General features: G+C 61.6%; 20 protein-coding genes and 1 tRNA gene. 18 read left to right on the plus strand and 3 right to left on the minus strand.

Going from position 1 to position 17,761, the window contains the following annotated elements; genetic code table 11:
- Nucleotides 1–6: 6 nt before the first annotated feature.
- The 5 genes from EB233_RS18715 to tgt are packed head-to-tail and all read left to right on the plus strand — an operon-like array spanning nucleotide 7 to nucleotide 3,451.
- Nucleotides 7–519 (plus strand): peptidylprolyl isomerase, encoded by a 513-nt coding sequence (locus tag EB233_RS18715; protein ID WP_027051946.1) that lies wholly within the window; start codon nucleotides 7–9, stop codon nucleotides 517–519.
- A 12-nt stretch (nucleotides 520–531) separates the two neighbouring features.
- On the plus strand, nucleotides 532–981 hold the full coding sequence (locus tag EB233_RS18720) for a DMT family transporter (RefSeq protein ID WP_027044615.1): 450 nt from the start codon (nucleotides 532–534) through the stop codon (nucleotides 979–981).
- Nucleotides 981–2,069 (plus strand): tRNA preQ1(34) S-adenosylmethionine ribosyltransferase-isomerase QueA, encoded by a 1,089-nt coding sequence (gene queA / locus EB233_RS18725; protein ID WP_064988581.1) that lies wholly within the window; start codon nucleotides 981–983, stop codon nucleotides 2,067–2,069. Before EB233_RS18720 ends, queA begins: the two co-directional genes overlap by 1 nt.
- Nucleotides 2,059–2,328, plus strand: a complete 270-nt coding sequence (locus tag EB233_RS18730) for a hypothetical protein (protein ID WP_064988582.1) — start codon at nucleotides 2,059–2,061, stop codon at nucleotides 2,326–2,328. The genes queA and EB233_RS18730 overlap by 11 nt, the downstream gene beginning before the upstream one ends.
- A complete protein-coding gene (gene tgt / locus EB233_RS18735) occupies nucleotides 2,321–3,451 on the plus strand; it encodes a tRNA guanosine(34) transglycosylase Tgt (RefSeq protein ID WP_064988583.1) in 1,131 nt (376 codons plus the stop codon). Before EB233_RS18730 ends, tgt begins: the two co-directional genes overlap by 8 nt.
- A gap of 7 nt (nucleotides 3,452–3,458) precedes the next feature.
- Here tgt and EB233_RS18740 read toward each other — a convergent pair whose 3' ends face one another.
- Nucleotides 3,459–3,878, minus strand: a complete 420-nt coding sequence (locus tag EB233_RS18740; RefSeq protein ID WP_064988584.1) for a DUF4864 domain-containing protein — start codon at nucleotides 3,876–3,878, stop codon at nucleotides 3,459–3,461.
- Nucleotides 3,879–4,118: 240 nt separating this feature from the next.
- Between EB233_RS18740 and EB233_RS18745 the strand changes: the two genes are divergently transcribed.
- The 11 genes from EB233_RS18745 to EB233_RS18795 all read left to right on the plus strand — a co-directional run bounded on the left by EB233_RS18745 (nucleotide 4,119) and on the right by EB233_RS18795 (nucleotide 15,498).
- A complete protein-coding gene (locus EB233_RS18745) occupies nucleotides 4,119–4,697 on the plus strand; it encodes a DsbA family protein (protein WP_244277603.1) in 579 nt (192 codons plus the stop codon).
- An 81-nt stretch (nucleotides 4,698–4,778) separates the two neighbouring features.
- Nucleotides 4,779–5,015: an Lrp/AsnC family transcriptional regulator gene (locus EB233_RS18750; protein WP_010909609.1), complete on the plus strand. Its 237-nt coding sequence runs from the start codon at nucleotides 4,779–4,781 to the stop codon at nucleotides 5,013–5,015.
- Between the two features lie 170 nt (nucleotides 5,016–5,185).
- Nucleotides 5,186–6,598, plus strand: a complete 1,413-nt coding sequence (locus tag EB233_RS18755) for a circularly permuted type 2 ATP-grasp protein (protein ID WP_064988586.1) — start codon at nucleotides 5,186–5,188, stop codon at nucleotides 6,596–6,598.
- A 92-nt stretch (nucleotides 6,599–6,690) separates the two neighbouring features.
- A complete protein-coding gene (locus tag EB233_RS18760; RefSeq protein WP_027051938.1) occupies nucleotides 6,691–7,632 on the plus strand; it encodes an alpha-E domain-containing protein in 942 nt (313 codons plus the stop codon).
- Nucleotides 7,633–7,639: 7 nt separating this feature from the next.
- Nucleotides 7,640–8,434 carry a transglutaminase family protein gene (locus EB233_RS18765; RefSeq protein WP_064988587.1) on the plus strand — a complete coding sequence of 265 codons (795 nt, stop codon included), beginning with the start codon at nucleotides 7,640–7,642 and terminating at the stop codon, nucleotides 8,432–8,434.
- Between the two features lie 31 nt (nucleotides 8,435–8,465).
- Entirely contained in the window at nucleotides 8,466–9,197 is a 732-nt protein-coding gene (locus EB233_RS18770; RefSeq protein WP_064988588.1) for a proteasome-type protease, read from the plus strand.
- An 89-nt stretch (nucleotides 9,198–9,286) separates the two neighbouring features.
- The gene (locus EB233_RS18775; RefSeq protein ID WP_064988589.1) at nucleotides 9,287–10,699 is read left to right on the plus strand and encodes a pyridoxal phosphate-dependent decarboxylase family protein; all 1,413 of its coding nucleotides are present in this window, start codon (nucleotides 9,287–9,289) and stop codon (nucleotides 10,697–10,699) included.
- A 125-nt stretch (nucleotides 10,700–10,824) separates the two neighbouring features.
- Nucleotides 10,825–11,592, plus strand: coding sequence for a DeoR/GlpR family DNA-binding transcription regulator (locus tag EB233_RS18780; protein WP_064988590.1), 768 nt, complete (start codon nucleotides 10,825–10,827; stop codon nucleotides 11,590–11,592).
- Nucleotides 11,593–11,718: 126 nt separating this feature from the next.
- On the plus strand, nucleotides 11,719–13,245 hold the full coding sequence (glpD, locus tag EB233_RS18785; protein ID WP_064988591.1) for a glycerol-3-phosphate dehydrogenase: 1,527 nt from the start codon (nucleotides 11,719–11,721) through the stop codon (nucleotides 13,243–13,245).
- 250 nt (nucleotides 13,246–13,495) lie between these two features.
- On the plus strand, nucleotides 13,496–14,989 hold the full coding sequence (glpK, locus tag EB233_RS18790; RefSeq protein WP_064988592.1) for a glycerol kinase GlpK: 1,494 nt from the start codon (nucleotides 13,496–13,498) through the stop codon (nucleotides 14,987–14,989).
- A 32-nt stretch (nucleotides 14,990–15,021) separates the two neighbouring features.
- Entirely contained in the window at nucleotides 15,022–15,498 is a 477-nt protein-coding gene (locus tag EB233_RS18795; protein WP_064988593.1) for a DUF6882 domain-containing protein, read from the plus strand.
- Between the two features lie 110 nt (nucleotides 15,499–15,608).
- Here the strand turns inward: EB233_RS18795 and EB233_RS18800 are convergent, their stop codons facing one another.
- A complete protein-coding gene (locus tag EB233_RS18800; protein ID WP_064988594.1) occupies nucleotides 15,609–16,085 on the minus strand; it encodes a BA14K family protein in 477 nt (158 codons plus the stop codon).
- 304 nt (nucleotides 16,086–16,389) lie between these two features.
- On the opposite strand from EB233_RS18800, the gene EB233_RS18805 reads away from it, so the two are divergent.
- A tRNA-Lys gene (locus tag EB233_RS18805) sits at nucleotides 16,390–16,465 on the plus strand.
- A gap of 157 nt (nucleotides 16,466–16,622) precedes the next feature.
- Entirely contained in the window at nucleotides 16,623–16,976 is a 354-nt protein-coding gene (locus tag EB233_RS18810; protein ID WP_064988595.1) for a hypothetical protein, read from the plus strand.
- Nucleotides 16,977–17,168: 192 nt separating this feature from the next.
- On the opposite strand, the gene EB233_RS18815 is transcribed toward EB233_RS18810, so the two are convergent.
- Nucleotides 17,169–17,750 (minus strand): hypothetical protein, encoded by a 582-nt coding sequence (locus EB233_RS18815; RefSeq protein WP_244277604.1) that lies wholly within the window; start codon nucleotides 17,748–17,750, stop codon nucleotides 17,169–17,171.
- Between the last annotated feature and the right edge of the window lie 11 nt (nucleotides 17,751–17,761).

Consider the following 17,761-nt stretch of genomic DNA (forward strand, 5'->3'; position numbering starts at 1 on the left):
TCTGACATGGCTGAGATCAAGGACCGCGAGAACGCGCTCATCCTGGAAACGACCAAGGGTAAGGTCGTCATCGAGCTTTTCCCCGATTTGGCCCCCGGCCATGTCGCCCGGATCAAGGAACTGGCCAGGGAAGGCGCCTATGATGGCGTCGTCTTCCACCGCGTCATCGACGGCTTCATGGCGCAGACCGGCGACGTCAAGTTCGGCAATTCGAGCAAGCCGAGCTTTGCTCCCTCGCGTGCCGGCATGGGCGGCTCGGAAAAGCCTGACCTGAAGGCTGAATTCTCCAACGCCAACCACGGTCGCGGCACTTGCTCGATGGCCCGTTCGCAGAACCCGAACTCGGCCAATTCGCAGTTCTTCATCTGCTTCGACGATGCCGCCTTCCTCAACCGCCAGTACACTGTCTGGGGCCAGGTCATCGAAGGCATGGACAATGTCGACAAGATCAAGCGCGGCGAGCCGGTGGTCGATCCCGACAAGATTGTGTCGCTGAAGGTCGCGGCGGACGTCAAGTAAGGCGGAACGACAATGATGGGCGTCGTCTGGTCGCTTCTCGGCATCCTGTCCGGCGCCTTCATTGCCATTCAGGCTCCGATCAATTCGCAGTTGGCACGCGGCCTGGGGCTCCCGGTCGCGGCTGCCGCCTTCTCGTTCCTGTCGGGCGCCGTCGTGCTCGGCATCATCTCCGTCACGGTGGTGAAGCTGCAAGGCATCACCCTCGACTGGAAGGCACCGGCGCCCTGGCTGTTCGTCGCCGGCGGCATGCTCGGCGGCTTCTATGTCACGCTCTCGACAATCCTGACGCCACGCATCGGTGCCGCCGCGCTTATGGCGTTCCTGGTGGCTGGCCAGTTGCTGGCTGGCATGCTCATCGACCGCATCGGCTTCCTCGGCGTCGCCGTTCGGGAAATCTCGCTCGGTCGCGTTGCCGGCGCGGTGCTGCTCTTGGCCGGAGCGCTGCTCGTCCGGCTCTACTGATGCGCGTCGACCTCTTCGATTTCGACCTGCCGGAAGAGCGCATCGCGCTTCGCCCTGCCGAGCCGCGCGACAGCGCCAAAATGCTGGTGGTCAAGCCGGGGGGGGAACTCGACGACCGCATAGTCGGCGACCTGCCGTCCTTGCTCAGGGCCGGCGACGTGCTGGTTTTCAACGACACCAAGGTCATTCCGGCGCAGCTCAAAGGCATCCGGCGGCGTGGCGAAGCACAGGCGCAGGTCGAGGCCACCTTGCACATGCGCGTGGCGCCGGATCGCTGGCTCGCATTCATGCGGCCAGGCAAACGCATCGGGGTCGGCGACCGCATCCATTTCGGCCATGACGGCAATTCCTGTTTCCTCGGCCAGCTCGACGCCACGGTCATCGAGAAGGGCGAGGGGGGCGAAGCACTGCTTGGCTTCGACCTGTCCGGACCATTCCTCGACGAGGCGCTGCACACCGTCGGTCACATTCCATTGCCGCCCTACATCGCCTCGAAGCGTGACGAAGACGAGCGCGACCGTTCCGACTACCAGACCATCTATGCAAGGGAGGAAGGGGCGGTTGCCGCGCCCACCGCCGGCTTGCATTTCACGCCGGAGCTCTTTGCGGCGCTCGACGCCAAGGGAGTCGAACGCCATTTCGTCACGCTTCATGTCGGTGCCGGCACGTTCCTGCCGGTCAAGGCAGACGACACCGCCGATCACAAGATGCATGCCGAGATCGGTTCGGTCAGCCGGGAAACAGCCGACGCGCTGAACGCTGCCAAGGCGAGAGGCGGGCGCATCGTCGCCGTCGGCACGACTTCGTTGCGGCTGCTGGAGAGTGCGGCGCGCGACGACGGTACGGTACCTGCGTGGTCCGGCCCGACCGACATCTTCATCACGCCCGGCTATCGCTTTCGCACCGCCGACATGCTGATGACAAATTTCCATCTGCCGCGCTCGACGCTGTTCATGCTGGTTTCGGCCTTCAGCGGCCTCGACACGATGCGGGCCGCCTATGCGCATGCTATCGCGAACCGCTACAGGTTCTATTCCTACGGCGACGCAAGCCTGCTTTACCGAGCGGAGACGAGCGATGGACGATGACCTGCAAGCCCTCGATCGCGATGCCCTGATCGCCGAGGTGAAGAAATTGCGCGCCGGCATTCGGGCGCATCGCGACACGTCGGGCCATGACCTTTGCTGGCATCATCCCGATCTGTGGGACCTGCTGCCGGAAAAGACCACGCCATCGATCGCCGTGCCGCCCTGGCCCAAATTCATGCGTGGCTGCGTCCAATACCGGCAGTCGCTCGACAGACAGGCGCCTGACGCGCCGATCCACGACAAGGAATTCAATGGCTAAGCCGTTCACCTTCAAGGTTCTGGCGACCGACGGCAAGGCGCGGCGTGGTGTCATCGACATGCCGCGCGGCGAGATCCGTACACCCGCCTTCATGCCGGTCGGCACCGGCGGCACGGTCAAGGCGATGTATATGGACCAGGTGCGTGGCGTCGGCGCGGACATCATCCTGGGCAACACCTACCACCTGATGCTGCGGCCGGGCGCCGAGCGCGTGGCGCGGCTTGGCGGCCTGCACGAATTCGCCCGCTGGCCGCATCCGATCCTGACCGACAGTGGCGGTTTTCAGGTGATGTCGCTGTCGAAGCTGAGGAAACTGACCGAGAAAGGCGTCACCTTCCGCTCGCATATCGATGGTGCCGCCTACGAGATGTCGCCCGAGCGTTCGATCGAGATCCAGGGCCTGCTCGATTCCGACATCCAGATGCAGCTCGACGAATGCACGGCACTGCCGGCCGAGCTCAAGGAGATCGAGCGCGCCATGGAGCTGTCGCTGCGCTGGGCGGAGCGTTGCAAGACGGCTTTCGGGGACCAGCCAGGCAAGGCGATGTTTGGCATCGTGCAGGGCGGCGACAATGCTGCGCTGCGCATTCGTTCGGCGCAGGCGCTGAGCGCCATGGAGCTGAAGGGCTATGCGGTCGGCGGCCTGGCCGTCGGCGAGCCCCAAGCGGTAATGCTCGAAATGCTCGACATCACCTGTCCGGTACTGCCCCATAACAAGCCGCGCTATCTCATGGGCGTCGGCACGCCCGACGACATCCTGAAATCGGTGGCGCGCGGCATCGACATGTTCGACTGCGTTATGCCGACGCGAGCCGGCCGCCACGGCCTTGCCTACACAAGGCGTGGCAAGGTCAATCTGCGCAACGCGCGCCATGCCGACGACCCGCGCCCGCTCGACGAGGAAAGCGACTGCCCGGCAGCGCGAGGCTATTCGCGCGCCTATCTGCACCATCTGGTGCGCTCGCAGGAGGCGCTGGGCGCCATGCTTTTGACCTGGAACAATCTTTCTTATTACCAGAAGCTGATGCAGGACATCCGCGCCGCGATCGAGACCGGCAGCTTTGACGTGCGTGGGGCTGAAATCACCGAAGGCTGGGCGAGGGGCGATATCCCAGTCCTCTAGCTAAACCTCAGGTGCTGAGCGAGTTCGATGCGCGCAGGCTGCAGCCGGTGATCTGGAACGTGCCGTCGGGCTGCTGCTGCAACGTATAGACCGCCTCATAATCCTTGCCGTCGGGACCGACGATCAGCACCTGCTGGATGATCGAACCCGGGCCTGTCTGCTCGACCTTGCCGAAGGAATAGGATTGTGGCTTGCGCACTGGAGGGTAGCCATTGGTCACCATGTTCATGAAGGCATCGACGGTCGGGAAGACCTGTTTCACGTTCGGGGCGGCGAAGCTGTAGGCCTTGGCGCCGTCATCGGCGAGGAGGGCCTTCAACTGGCCGTCGATGACAGCCTGGCCCGCCTTGACCTCGGCATCGCCGGCAAATGCCGAGGACGCCAGCATGAACGGTACCATCACGAATGCGAAAAAGGCGCGGCGCATGGCCTGTCTCCACTGTCCCTCGAAGGATGCCTCCGGAAAGCTGTTCCTGGAGACATCTTAACATACGCGTGACGGCGCCTCGCGGTTTCAGTATCCGCCAATATTCTTCCTCGTCGAGGCAGGTCCCTCATGCTTAAGCTTCCTTTAAGGCGGGGCGCTCATCGTGAACCTTGGGGGAGAGAGCATGCAAGACCGATGGGACGAATGATTTTCACGCGGTCCGTTGATCGGCGCCTTTTGTTGAAAGGTGCCGCCGGCCTTGCGGCTTTGGCGCCGCTGCCCGCCTGGCCAAGGATCGTGGCGACGGTCAGCGAAGTGGCCTTCGACCCGGCGATACCGGCGCTTGGTAATCCCAAGGGCGATGTGACCATCGCCGAATTCGTCGATTACCAGTGTCCGGTCTGCAAGCTTGTCTTTGTCGAACTGAAGAAGCTGCTGGCCGAGGACCATGGCGTCCGGCTGGTGATGAAGGACTGGCCGATCTTCGGTGACGTCTCGCGCGATGCCGCGCGGATGGCGTTGTCGGCCGGTGACCACTATCCAGCCGCTGTCGATGCGCTGATGACCAATGAACGTGGGCTTTCCGCGCATCGCACTGACGATATTCTCGGCGTGGCCGGCGTCGATGTCGCCAGTGCGCGCGCCGCTCTCGCTGACCGTCAGCCGGCGATCGATGCCTTGCTGTCGCGCAACGATGCGCAGGCAACGGCCTTCCGGCTGCGGGGCACGCCGGCGCTGGTGATCGGCGGCAGGCTGTTCAAGCGTGGCATGCCGGTTGCGGAGCTGCGCGAGGCCGTGGCCAGGGCCCGCGCCGGCTAAGTACGGATTCCAGTGCTTGAAAGGCCGCCTCCAGTCTGCCAGAAGGGCCGCTTGGACTTGGACGTTTAGCGGGACGAAGCCATGAAGGCGTTTTTCGTGCAGATCAAATGCGAGCTGGGCAAATCCTATGAGGTTGCCAGCGCGCTTGCCGACGCCGAGATCGCCTCGGAAATCTATTCCACCGCCGGCAATTACGATCTGCTCGCCAAATTCTATGTCGATGACGAAGAGGACGTCGGCCATTTCGTCAACGAGAAGGTGCAGATTCTCCCCGGCATAAAAGACACCTTCACGGTCGTCACCTTCCGCGCCTTCTAGCCAGGAATGCATCTGCCCGGGCACAAGGCAAAGCCTGTTCAAGGTCATATTTCAGCTGCCTCAATTTTAGGCAGCCGCAACATACTGATCGTCCGGATCTCCCAAATCACCGATTGCGCTTGATTTTCTCCGGCCACGCCATTGAAATGGCGTCACAGGGGAGTATGCGATTGGCAGCGTTCGATGAAATGCTTCCGGAAGTCTCCGGATTGAGAAGACCGTATTCGGCTTATGACCGCTGGCTGAAGGAGCAGGATCCGGCCAGGCTTACCGAGAAGATGCAGGACGCCGAACGCGTCTTCCGCAAGACCGGCATCACCTTCGCCGTCTATGGCGAGCAGGAGGCGTCCGAACGGCTGATCCCGTTCGATATTGTCCCACGCATCATTTCCGGCAATGAGTGGCGGCGCTTGACGCAAGGCATAGAGCAGCGCGTGCAGGCGCTGAACGCCTTCCTTGACGATATCTATCACCGCCAGGAGATTCTGCGCGCCGGTCGCGTGCCGCGGGAGTTGATCGCCAAGAACGAGGCTTTCCTGCCGGAAATGATCGGAGTGCGCCCGCCCGCCGGCGTCTACACCCACATTATCGGCGTCGATATCGTGCGCATCAGCGAAGACGAATTCTATGTGCTGGAGGACAACGCACGCACGCCGTCCGGCGTCTCCTACATGCTGGAGAACCGCGAGACGATGATGCAGCTGTTCCCCGAGCTGTTCCAGAAGATCAAGGTGCGGCCGGTGGAGAACTACCCGCAACTGCTGCGTCAGTCGCTGGCGGCGGTTCGTCCGCAGAGCACCAAGGGCGCGCCGACCATCGCGGTGCTGACACCCGGCAGCTTCAACTCCGCCTATTTCGAGCACGCCTTCCTCGCCGACCAGATGGGCGTGCAACTGGTCGAGGGCCAGGATCTGCGCGTCGTCGACGGCCATGTCGCGATGCGCACGACCGAGGGCTACAAGCAGATCGACGTGCTCTACCGGCGCGTCGATGATTCTTTCCTCGACCCGCTGACCTTCCGGCCGGATTCGGCGCTTGGCATACCCGGCATCATGGATGTCTACCGCGCCGGCAACATCACCATCGCCAATGCGCCGGGTACCGGCATAGCCGACGACAAGGCGATCTATTCCTACATGCCGGAGATCGTCGAGTTCTACACCGGCCGCAAGGCGATCCTCGGCAACATCCCGACCTGGCGCTGTTCGGAACCTGACAGCCTGAAGTATGTGCTCGAGCACATCCATGAGCTGGTGATCAAGGAAGTGCACGGCTCCGGCGGCTACGGCATGCTGGTCGGCCCGGCGGCGACCAGGAAGGAGTGCGAGGCCTTCGCCAAGAAGCTCGCCGCGAAGCCTTCGAACTACATCGCCCAACCGACACTGGCGCTGTCGACCTGCCCGATCCTGACCGACAAGGGACTGGCGCCGCGCCACGTCGATCTCAGGCCCTATGTGCTGGTATCCGACCGCATCCAGATCGTTCCCGGCGGCCTGACGCGCGTCGCGCTCAAGGAAGGCTCACTGGTGGTCAATTCCTCGCAGGGTGGCGGAACGAAAGATACGTGGGTGTTGGATGATTGAGACGAGCGCGGGGAACGCAGCAATCATGAGACGTATTCTTCGCTATTCGCTACTGACTATTCGCTATTCGCCCGACACCGGAGCAAGCTGACATGCTTTTGGGCCGCACCGCCAACGGGCTCTACTGGATGAACCGCTATATCGAGCGGGCTGAAAACATGGCGCGACTGGTCGATGCCGGGCTGCGCATGGCGCTGACGCGCACGCAGAGCGCGTCCGAGGAGTGGAACTCGGTGCTGCTCAGCGCCGGCGCCGACGTGGCCTTCAAGCAGAAATATTCGGACTATACGGCCGCCAATGTCGCCGATTTCCTGCTGCGCGACACGTCGAACCCGTCGAGCACGATGTCGTCGATCGAGACCGCGCGCAACAATGCCCGCATGGTGCGCACCGCGCTGACGCGCGAGACCTGGGAAAGCATCAACGAAGCCTGGATGGCGCTGAAGCGGATGCTGGCCAAGCCGATCGACGAGCGCGACCTGCCCACTGTGCTCGACGCGATCAAGCGCGAAACGGCGCTGATCCGCGGCTCGTTCTACGGCACCATGCTGCGCAACGAGATCTTCGACTTCTCGCAACTTGGCACCTATGTCGAGCGCGCCGACAACACCGCACGCATCCTAGACGTGAAATACTATGTGCTGTTGCCGTCGATCTCCTGGGTCGGCTCGACGCTCGACAACTATCAGTGGGAATCAATCCTGCGCTCGGTGTCTGCGCACCGCTCCTACCGCTGGGTCTATGACGCCGACTACAAGCCGACGAACATCGCCGATTACCTGATCCTCAACGTGCGCATGCCGCGTTCGCTGACGTTCTGCTACCGCTTCCTGGCCGAGCACCTGAAATTCCTCGGCGACGATTACGGCGAACGTCATGCCTGCCACGCCACGGCGGAGAAGACGCAGACAATGCTGAGGGCAGGGTCGATCAAGGATATTTTTGATGCCGGCCTGCATGAATTCCTGGCCAATTTCATCAGGGACAACACCAGGCTCGGCGACGAAATCGCGCAGGATTACCGGTTTTATTGAGGACATCATGCGACTCAAGATCACCCACCGGACCGAATACCGCTACGACGCGCCGGTGCAATATCTGCTGCAACGGCTGCGGTTGCTGCCGGTGAGCGGGCCTACGCAGACCGTGCTGTCCTGGGCGCTGAAGGTCGAAGGCGCGCGCGAGGAGGTGCGATTTACCGATCACTACGGCAACGACACGCGACTGCTGAGCGTCGAGGGCAACCACGATTTCATCACCGTCGAAGCGTCTGGCGAGGTGGTGACGCGCGATACATCCGGCGTCTGTGGGGCGCATCAGGGTTTTGCGCCGTTGTGGTTGTTCGCGCAGGAGACGCCTTTGACCACGATAGGCGGCGGCGTCCGTAATCTTGCCGAAGCGGTCGGCAAGGGCACCGACATCGAAAGGCTGCACCGGCTGATGGCAATGATCGGCGAACGCGTCGCCTACACGCCGGGCACGACCAATGCGGCCACCCCGGCCGAAGAGGCCCTGACGCTGAAGACTGGGGTCTGCCAGGACCATAGCCACATCTTTGCCGCCACCGCGCGTGCGATGGGTTTTCCAGCCCGCTATGTCAGCGGCTACCTGATGATGGATGCGGACGTCGAGCAGGCGGCAAGCCATGCCTGGTCCGAGGCGCATGTTCCGGGGCTCGGATGGGTTGCCTTCGACCCCGCAAACGGGATTTCTCCCGACGAACGCTATGTGAAGGTGGCCACCGGCCGCGACTATCGCGATGCTTCTCCGGTGTCGGGAATTCGACTGGGACAGGCGGAAGAACAGCTTGCGGTCACCGTCACGGTGGAGCAGTAATCCGCCGAGGATTGGTGCCAGAAGAGATTCCATGACCTATTGCGTCGGCCTAAAGATCGATCGCGGGCTCGTGTTCATGTCGGACACGCGCACCAATGCCGGTATGGATTCGATCTCGACCTTCAAGAAGATGCACGTCTGGGAGCAGCCCGGCGAGCGCGTCATCGTCTTGATGTCGGCCGGCAATCTGGCGACGACGCAGGCCGTGGTCAGCCTGCTTGACGAGCGCACCAAGGCGGTGACGGACCGTCACGAGAAGCTGCTCGAAACGCCATCCATGTACCAAACGGTGCGGCTGGTGGGTGATACGGTGAAAGAGGTGATCGCACAGGCGTCACCGGTCGGCGAGAAGGCCGATTCCTATTTCAACGCCTCCTTCATCCTGGGCGGCCAGATCAAGGGCAGTCCGCCACGGCTGTTCATGATCTATCCCGAGGGCAATTTCATCGAGTCGACCGACGACACGCCTTTCTTCCAGATCGGCGAGACCAAATACGGCAAGCCGATCATCATCCGCGCCTATGAGCGCGCGATGAGCCTGGCCGAGACGGTAAAGCTGCTGCTGGTGTCGTTCGACTCGACGCTGAAGTCGAATCTGTCGGTCGGCTTGCCGCTCGACCTGCTGTTTCTGGAACAGGACGCCTTCAAGGTCGGCCTGAAGAAGCGGATCGGCCAGGACGACCAGTATTACCGCACGATCTCCGATGGCTGGTCAAATGCGCTGAAAACGGCTTTTGCCAGCCTGCCGGATTTTCCGGGGTAGGGCGTGTGCGCCGCCAGCGCTTGATTAATGGTGGATTTTGAAAGTCGGGCCGAGAGCGCCGGCATTGCGGTCCGTGTCGGGAGGACAGGATGAACAATGATGAGTTCCGGCAGTGGTCGCAGCGCGCCGCCGACTGGGGCGCCGACTATCGGGACAATTTGCGCGAGCGGCCGGTGCGGCCGCTGGTCGAGCCCGGCGACATATTCAGGAGCATAGAAGCGTCACCGCCCGAAGACGCCGAGCCGATGGACAGGATCTTCGCCGATTTCGAAGGCAAGATCGTGCCGGGCATGACGCATTGGCAGCATCCGCGATTCTTCGCCTATTTCCCGGCGAACGCGGCGCCGGTTTCGGTGGTGGCTGAGTATCTGGTCTCGGCCATGGCCGCGCAATGCATGCTTTGGCAGACCTCGCCGGCGGCGACCGAACTCGAAACCCGCACCGTCGACTGGATGCGCCAGGCGCTCGGCCTGCCGGATGGCTTCTCCGGCGTCATCCAGGATTCGGCCTCGTCGGCGACGCTGAACGCCGTGCTGACCATGCGCGAGCGGGCGCTGGATTGGCAAGGCAACAAAAAGGGACTGACCGGCCAGGCACGGCTGCGCGTCTATTCCTCGGATCAGGTGCACACGTCGATCGACCGGGCGATCTGGGTATCGGGCATCGGCGAGGATAATCTCGTGCGCATTCCCATCGCCGGCCGCTTTCGCGCCATGGATACAGCAGCCCTGGAAGCGGCAATCGTCGCTGATCGTGCGGCTGGAATGCTGCCAGCCGGCATCATAGGCAGCGTCGGCGGAACCAGCATCGGCGGCACGGACAATATCGCCGCGATCGCCGGTGTGGCGCGCCGGCATGGGCTCTATTTGCATGTCGATGCCGCGTGGGCCGGATCGGCAATGATCTGCCCGGAGTATCGCCATTTCTGGGCCGGCGTCGAACAAGCGGATTCTGTCGTCTTCAATCCGCACAAATGGCTTGGAGCACAGTTTGACTGCTCCATCCAGTTCTTGCGACAGCCGGAAGACCTGGTGCGCACGCTGGCGATCAAGCCCGAATTCCTCAAGACGCACGGACGGGACGGCATCATCAACTATTCCGAATGGTCGGTGCCGCTCGGCCGGCGCTTCCGCGCCTTGAAATTGTGGTTCCTGCTGCGCGCCTACGGGCTGCAAAACCTGCGCGCCATGATCCGCAACCATGTTGCGTGGAGCGAGGGGCTTGCCGCACGGCTGGCAGGCGAGCCGGATTTCGAGATCGTCAGCGAACCGATGCTGTCGCTGTTTTCGTTCCGGCACATCGTGGGCTCAGGTGCCGATGCCGACGAGCACAATCTGCGGCTGGTCAATGCGATCAACGACGATGGCCGCATTTACCTGACGCAGACGAGGGTCGACGGGCATGTGGCGATCAGGTTCCAAGTCGGCCAGTTCGAAGCAACAGCCGACGATGTCGATGCGGCCTTTGTCGTCATCACCGAAATCGCACGGGACATGGCCTGAAAGGTCGCTACAGGATTGCGCCGGAGTTTGCCTTTGCAATCAGATGATTTCCCTTAGCCGGCTTATGCCTTTTCATTGCTTTCGTTTTCCGCTATAGACAAGAAAAACGAAAACGGGAGCTTGCAGTGTATCTGTCCCCACGCCATGCCGAAATCATCCAGATGGCCAAGGACCACGGCCGCGTGCTGGTCGACGACCTAGCCACCCACTTCAACGTAACCCCGCAGACCATTCGCAAGGATCTCAACGATCTTTGCGACCAGCGGCTGCTTTCGCGCATCCATGGCGGAGCATTGTTCCCGTCCGGTATAGAGAACATGGAGTATGAGGCCAGGCGCAAGATCGCGGCGGACGAGAAGGAAGCGATCGGCCGCGCAGCCGCCAGGCTCATCCCCGACAACGCCTCGCTATTCATTAATATCGGCACCACGACCGAGGCGGTCAGCAAGGCGTTGCTGGATCATAGCGGTCTCATGGTCATCACCAATAATATCAATGTTGCCAACAGGATGCGCATATATCCCTCGATCGAGGTAGTGATCGCTGGCGGCGTGGTGCGCGGTTCGGACGGCGGCGTCGTCGGCGAGGCGGCGGTCGATTTCATCAGGCAGTTCAAAGTCGACTACGCCGTCATCGGCGCCTCGGCCATCGACCATGACGGCGCCTTGCTCGACTTCGATTTTCGCGAGGTGAAGGTGGCGCAGGCAATCATCGCCAATGCCCGGCATGTGATTCTGGTCTCCGACCAGACCAAGTTCGAACGCACCGCGCCGGTGCGCATCGGTCATCTGTCGCAGGTCAACACCTTCATCACCGACCGCTGCGACATCCCGTCGGTGCGCAAGATATGCCAGGAGGCCGAGGTTCAGCTGATCGAGACGTCAGTTGGCTGAGGCTCATCACGCCCGCTTCACGACCTTGCGATATTTCGTTTGACATTCGTTATCGGTTCGAAATAATTCCACCATGGTTTCGTAAAAGACCGGAAACGGTGCAATGCGAAATCGTGGAGGAGTTAAGTGGACACGTCTTCAGTCCGGGACATTTTCGTCATAGGTGGCGGCATCAATGGGTGCGGCATTGCCCGCGATGCCGTTGGACGCGGGTTCTCGGTTTTTCTCGCCGAGATGAACGACCTTGCCAGCGGAACCTCCTCCGGCTCGACCAAGCTCATTCATGGCGGCCTGCGCTATCTCGAATTCTACGAGTTTCGTCTGGTGCGCGAGGCACTGATGGAGCGCGAGGTTCTGTGGAAGAACGCGCCGCACATCATCTGGCCGATGCGCTTCGTGCTGCCCTATGCCAAGGGCCTGCGTCCGGCCTGGCTGATCCGGCTCGGCCTGTTCCTCTATGACCACATTGGCGGACGCAAATTGCTGCCGGCGACCAGGACGCTGGACATGGCTACGGATCCGGCCGGTAAGCCTCTGAAGCCATTGTTCAAAAAGGCCTTCGAATATTCAGACGGCTGGGTCAACGACGCGCGGCTGGTGGCGCTCAACGCACGCGACGCCGCCGACCGTGGCGCAACGATCCGCACACGCACGAAAGTTGTCGGCGCGCGCCGCGAAAACGGCCTTTGGACGATCAAAATAGAGGACCTGCGGAGCGGTGGGACCGAGGAGGTCAAGGCGCGGCTGCTGGTCAATGCCGCCGGACCGTGGGTCGATCATGTACTCTCCGGCGTCGTCGGCCTGAACGATGTGCACAATGTGCGCCTTGTGCAGGGCAGCCACATCGTCATCGCCAAGAAGTTCGACGATCCGCGTGCCTATTTCTTCCAGAACAAGGATGGCCGCATCATTTTCGCCATCCCCTATGAGGAAGAGTTCACGCTGATCGGCACCACCGACCAAGACTACCTCGGCGATCCGCATGAGGTGAAGATCAGCGACACCGAGATCGATTATCTCTGCGCCGCGGCAAGCGAATATTTCGCCCAGCCCGTCAAGCGTTCCGACATCGTCTGGACCTATTCGGCCGTGCGCCCGCTCTATGATGACGGCGCCTCCAAGGCGCAGGAAGCGACGCGCGACTACGTGCTGAAGGCCGATGGCGGCGAGGGCGCGGCGCCGATCGTCAACGCCTTCGGCGGCAAGATCACCACCTATCGCCGGCTGTCGGAATCGATGCTGGAAAAGATCGAAGGTTTTCTCGGCAAGCGCGGCAAGCCGTGGACATCAAATGCGCCGCTGCCCGGCGGTGATTTTCCGGCCACCGGTTTCGACGCGCAGGTGGCGAAGCTGAAGACGGCCTATCCGTTCCTCGACGCGCGTCTCGCCCGCCGGCTGACCCGGCTTTACGGGACGCGGGCTCAGCTCCTGCTCGGTCTTGCCAAGTCGAATGCCGAGCTCGGCCGCAATTTCGGTGGCGACCTCTACGAGGCCGAGGTGCGCTATCTCGTTGAAAACGAATGGGCGGTCACGGCGGAAGATGTGCTGTGGCGGCGGACCAAGCGCGGCCTGCACCTTGCCCGTGAACAGGTCGCGGCACTCGATGAATTCATGCGCGGCATAAGCCGCCGGCACGTCGCGGCCGCCGAATGAAGAGGGTCATGAGCTGATGCGGAAAGCCTGGGAGGAGGCGTCATGCTTGAACTGAGGAACGTCACCAAGACGGTCGGTGCGGTCGAGCATATACGCGACGTCTCGCTGACACTTCAGCATGGCTCGCTTAACGTTTGGGTCAAGAGCTGGCAGAAGTAGGACGGTCTATGCGAGCGTTCGCGCTCGTGTGAAATTGGGGAGGCGGCGCGTTGCCGTCTCCCCTGTTTGTATCAAGGCGGAGGATATTGGAATGACCGGTTTTGTGCTGGCGATCGACCAGGGGACGACATCGACCCGGGCGATCCTGTTCGACAAGGACATGAAAGTCGCCGGCACCGGGCAGAAGGAATTCACCCAGCACTATCCGGCGTCGGGCTGGGTCGAGCATGATCCGGAAGACATCTGGGCGGGTGTGCTTGCGACGGTGAAAGCGGCGCTGAAGGTTGCAGGCCGCACCGCATCGGATGTGGCCGCGATCGGCATCACCAACCAGCGCGAAACCGTGGTCATCTGGGACAGAGCGACGGGCAAGCCGATCCACAACGCGATCGTCTGGCAGGACCGCCGCACCGCGCCGCTCTGCCAGAAGCTGAAGACGCAGGGCCTGGAGAAGAAATTCACCCGCAAGACCGGCCTGCTGCTCGATCCCTATTTCTCAGGCACCAAGATCGCCTGGATGCTGGACAAGGTGAAGGGGGCGAGGAAGCGCGCCGGGAAGGGCGAATTGCTGGCCGGCACCATCGACAGCTTCCTGATCTGGCGGCTCACCGGCGGCAAGGTTCATGCAACGGACGCCACCAATGCGTCGCGTACGCTGATCTACAACATCGAGAACAACGCCTGGGACGATGAGCTGCTGGCCATTCTCAATATTCCGGCAAAAATGCTGCCGGAGGTCAAAGACTGTGCGGATGACTATGGGATCACAGAGAAAAATCTCTTCGGCGCCGAGATAAGAATCCTTGGCGTTGCCGGCGACCAGCATGCCGCGACCATCGGCCAGGCCTGCTTCGAGCCGGGCATGATGAAATCCACCTATGGCACCGGCTGCTTTGCGCTGCTCAACACCGGCAGCGATCTGGTCCGTTCGAAGAACCGGCTTTTGACCACCATCGCTTACCGGCTGAACGGCAAGACGACCTATGCGCTGGAAGGCTCGATCTTCATTGCCGGGGCGGCCGTGCAGTGGCTGCGCGACGGCATCAAGGTGATCGGCAAGGCCGAGCAGAGCGGCAAACTGGCTGAAGAAGCCGACCCGACACAGAACGTTTATCTGGTGCCGGCGTTTGTCGGTCTTGGCGCGCCGCACTGGGACGCCGACGCGCGCGGCGCTATCTTCGGTCTGACCCGCAATTCCGGCCCGGCGGAATTCGCGCGCGCGGCACTCGAATCCGTCGCCTACCAGACCCGGGACCTGCTCGACGCCATGCGCAAGGACTGGAAGGGCACTTCCGCCAAAACGGTTCTCAGGGTCGATGGCGGCATGGTGGCATCGGATTGGACCATGCAGCGGCTGGCGGACATTCTCGACGCGCCGGTCGATCGGCCGACCATTCTGGAGACGACGGCGCTGGGTGCGGCCTGGCTCGCCGGTTCGAAGGCAGGGGTTTGGCCGAAGGCAAAGGAGTTTGCCAGAAGCTGGGCGCTTGAACGACGGTTCAGGCCGCAGATGGACACCTCCACTCGGTCCGTGAAGCTGGCAGGCTGGCGCGATGCTGTGCGAAGGACGCTGAGCGCGCCATAACGGTCGCCATGGGAGCGGGGCTGGGGTGAAACATGCAGCCAGACTGGTATCCTGCTTGGCGTGATGAGGCTTTTGAACAGCTAATCGCCAAGAATGCTCGTTTGGAGAAGGAGTTCCGCCTCGGTCACTGGCAGCGCTATAATTACGACCTGACCACCGGCCGGCTTCTGTTCTCGGACCAGGGGACCGTCAAAGTCGTTACCGAGATTCAGATTGCAGGCTCGACAAGTGCCAAAGCCGGCAACTGGCTTTGGGCTTGGTCAAGTTCCAACTTGCCCGGCGAAATTCTCGGCGACGCCAAACGGGTCCGTTCCTTCGGTCAGGAGAACGATATCGCCGAACTCAAGCAGGCCTACGTGACCGACACGACGGATGACCTGGAAGCGCTCGGCTGGGACCTGACGGCGGCGATGGTGAGGGTCTGCGAAGCAATCGGCGCTTACCGCTCTCCAAGCGGGGAGGGAGGCGGTCTTTATCTCATCCTCAAAAGCGCAAGTTGGGCCAGCTGATAGGAACTTCATTACGCTGATCGGCATGCTGAAAGTTCCATGCAAAGAAGCCCGCGCCGTTGCCGACGCGGGCCGTATTTACCCGATGCTTGAAACCAGCTTAGATCAGGTCAGTAAGGCGAACGGCATTGCTGACGGGGGCCATAGTTCGGCTGGAAGGTGTTGTCGGAGGCCCGGTAGCTGCGATAGTGGTCGTAGCACCACTGCACATGGGAATTGCCTTCGTAGACGCGATGGTTCTCGCTGTTGACGATCGCCCCGGTGATCAGCGCGCCGGTCGCGAAAGCCGCCAGCGGGAACCAATAGTCGCCATGGCGGCGATAACCGCGATGGTATTCGCGATAGCCGCGATGGCCATTCCAGTAGCCGCCGCCATCATAATTTCGCGCAAAGTTACGGTTGCCGTTGAAATGGCGGTTGCTGAAATTGCGGTTCTTCATCCACGGCTTGTAGTCGACTGTCTGGACATCGCTGGAAGCCGAAGCCGCCTGCGGCACAAACATCTGGGCCGCGTTGGCAGGCATCGCAGCCGCCGCAAACGAGGCCGACAAGGTGGTCGCCAGTATACCCGTTGAGATCTTGTTCATTGTCTTCTCCTTGGAAAGGGTGATTGACGTCCCTTGTGGCGAGACAACGGGTGGTGTGGGGGAAGGTTCCTCGTCAAAATGCCAAGTTGCTGATTTGTAATGTTTCTCCGGCCTGCCGCCAGTGTCGACGAGGAGGATTGCCGGTACTTTTCCAGAGTGCGCCACTCTTTATCGAAGCGGACAGGGAGGCAGCATGGCAGTGCTTGAGAAGTCTGGCTTGTGGACGCTCTTTTTCCGGTTGACCGGTCGAGGCACTCTCCCTATGTTCCGCGCAATTTCGAGGGTCGCCTGTTCGCGCCCGCGGGAGCGCGTAGCTCAGCCGGTAGAGCAACTGACTTTTAATCAGTAGGTCATGGGTTCGAATCCCATCGCGCTCACCAATAGTCTGACAAAATCCAAATTTATGAAGAGCCTAACCTACCGACATCGTTAGTCGCTAAGGACGGGCGGTCTAAAGGGATTCAGATGAAAAGGCCCAGAAATGTGAGCCGCCGGTTTGCGCTACTAACCAACGAACCATCTGGACAGATTCCTGCCATGTACAAAATCCTCGCGATGCTCATCGTAACCCTGCAGCCCTATTATGCTCACGCTGGCGAAAGGCAACCGGTTGCGCGGGTAGTCAGCTCCCTTTTCAAGGAACACCAGCCGTTCAATCGGCACGCCGAACAGGTCGAGTACTTCAATGCTATCAACATTGCCTGCGGGATCGACAACGAGCGTACGCGGGCGGAGCATCGGCGAGAATTCGCAGCAGCGGAGGCGGAGATTGGCAAGGAGGCCACGCGAGATCAGATGTACCTCGCGGGAATTCGAAATGCGAACATCCTCTTCCCCGCTGGAGCGCATGAGAGGTATTGCTCTGATGCGCGAGCGCTATGGGGTGAATAGGGTGCGAGATCCCAAAGCCTGGAAGCCCAACCGTCCAGATCGACAGCTCGCCGGCGCCTATTCATTGCGCTCACCGCATTCCATGACGTACTGCCAGAAAGCCCTTTTTATCGGTAGGGCATGGGTTTGAATCCCATCGCGCTCATCCTTGTCAAACGACATACGAACGCCTTTGCCGGCGCGCAGTGCCGCTCAGCCATTGCGCGCCAAGTGCACGTCCAGAACGGCGGCCTTCTTGGCGATCAGGCCTTCCAGGTCGGCGTCCGACCGTTTCGTGCCCGTCCGTTCGCGCAGCAGCGAGATCACCGCGCTCATTGAAAGCGGGGTGATTTGCGTAAGCGGAGCGGTCTGAGTGCCCAGAATGGCATCCACCGCGCCGGCAACATCCGGGGTCTCCGATGGTGCTCGCATGGCCGGTTCCTTCCTGTTCAGGTCGGCCTCGGCGATATCGACCGGGGCTCTGACGCCGCGATCGAAGACGACCGCCAGGCCGTTCTTGACGGCGAGGGCGGCGACCATGTCGTCGAGCTTGCGGTCCGAGAGAGCCGGATCCGCAGGTTTCAACATCCTGCGGACCACCCTGGCAGCCTGATCCGTCGACACGAAGTCATAACGCCGTTTTCTCGCCTCGACATATTGCTCGATGAGCATGCTCAGGCGTCGGGCTGCAACATCCCTGGGTTCCTGCACCGCGGCCTCCTTGGGCTGAGCGCAAATTCGGCAGCCAAAAGGAAATAGGGCGGCACAATCGGACATCAAACGCTGTTGGGCCATTTGGCGTGTCC

This window comes from Mesorhizobium erdmanii (assembly GCF_013170725.1).
GTDB lineage: Bacteria > Pseudomonadota > Alphaproteobacteria > Rhizobiales > Rhizobiaceae > Mesorhizobium > Mesorhizobium erdmanii.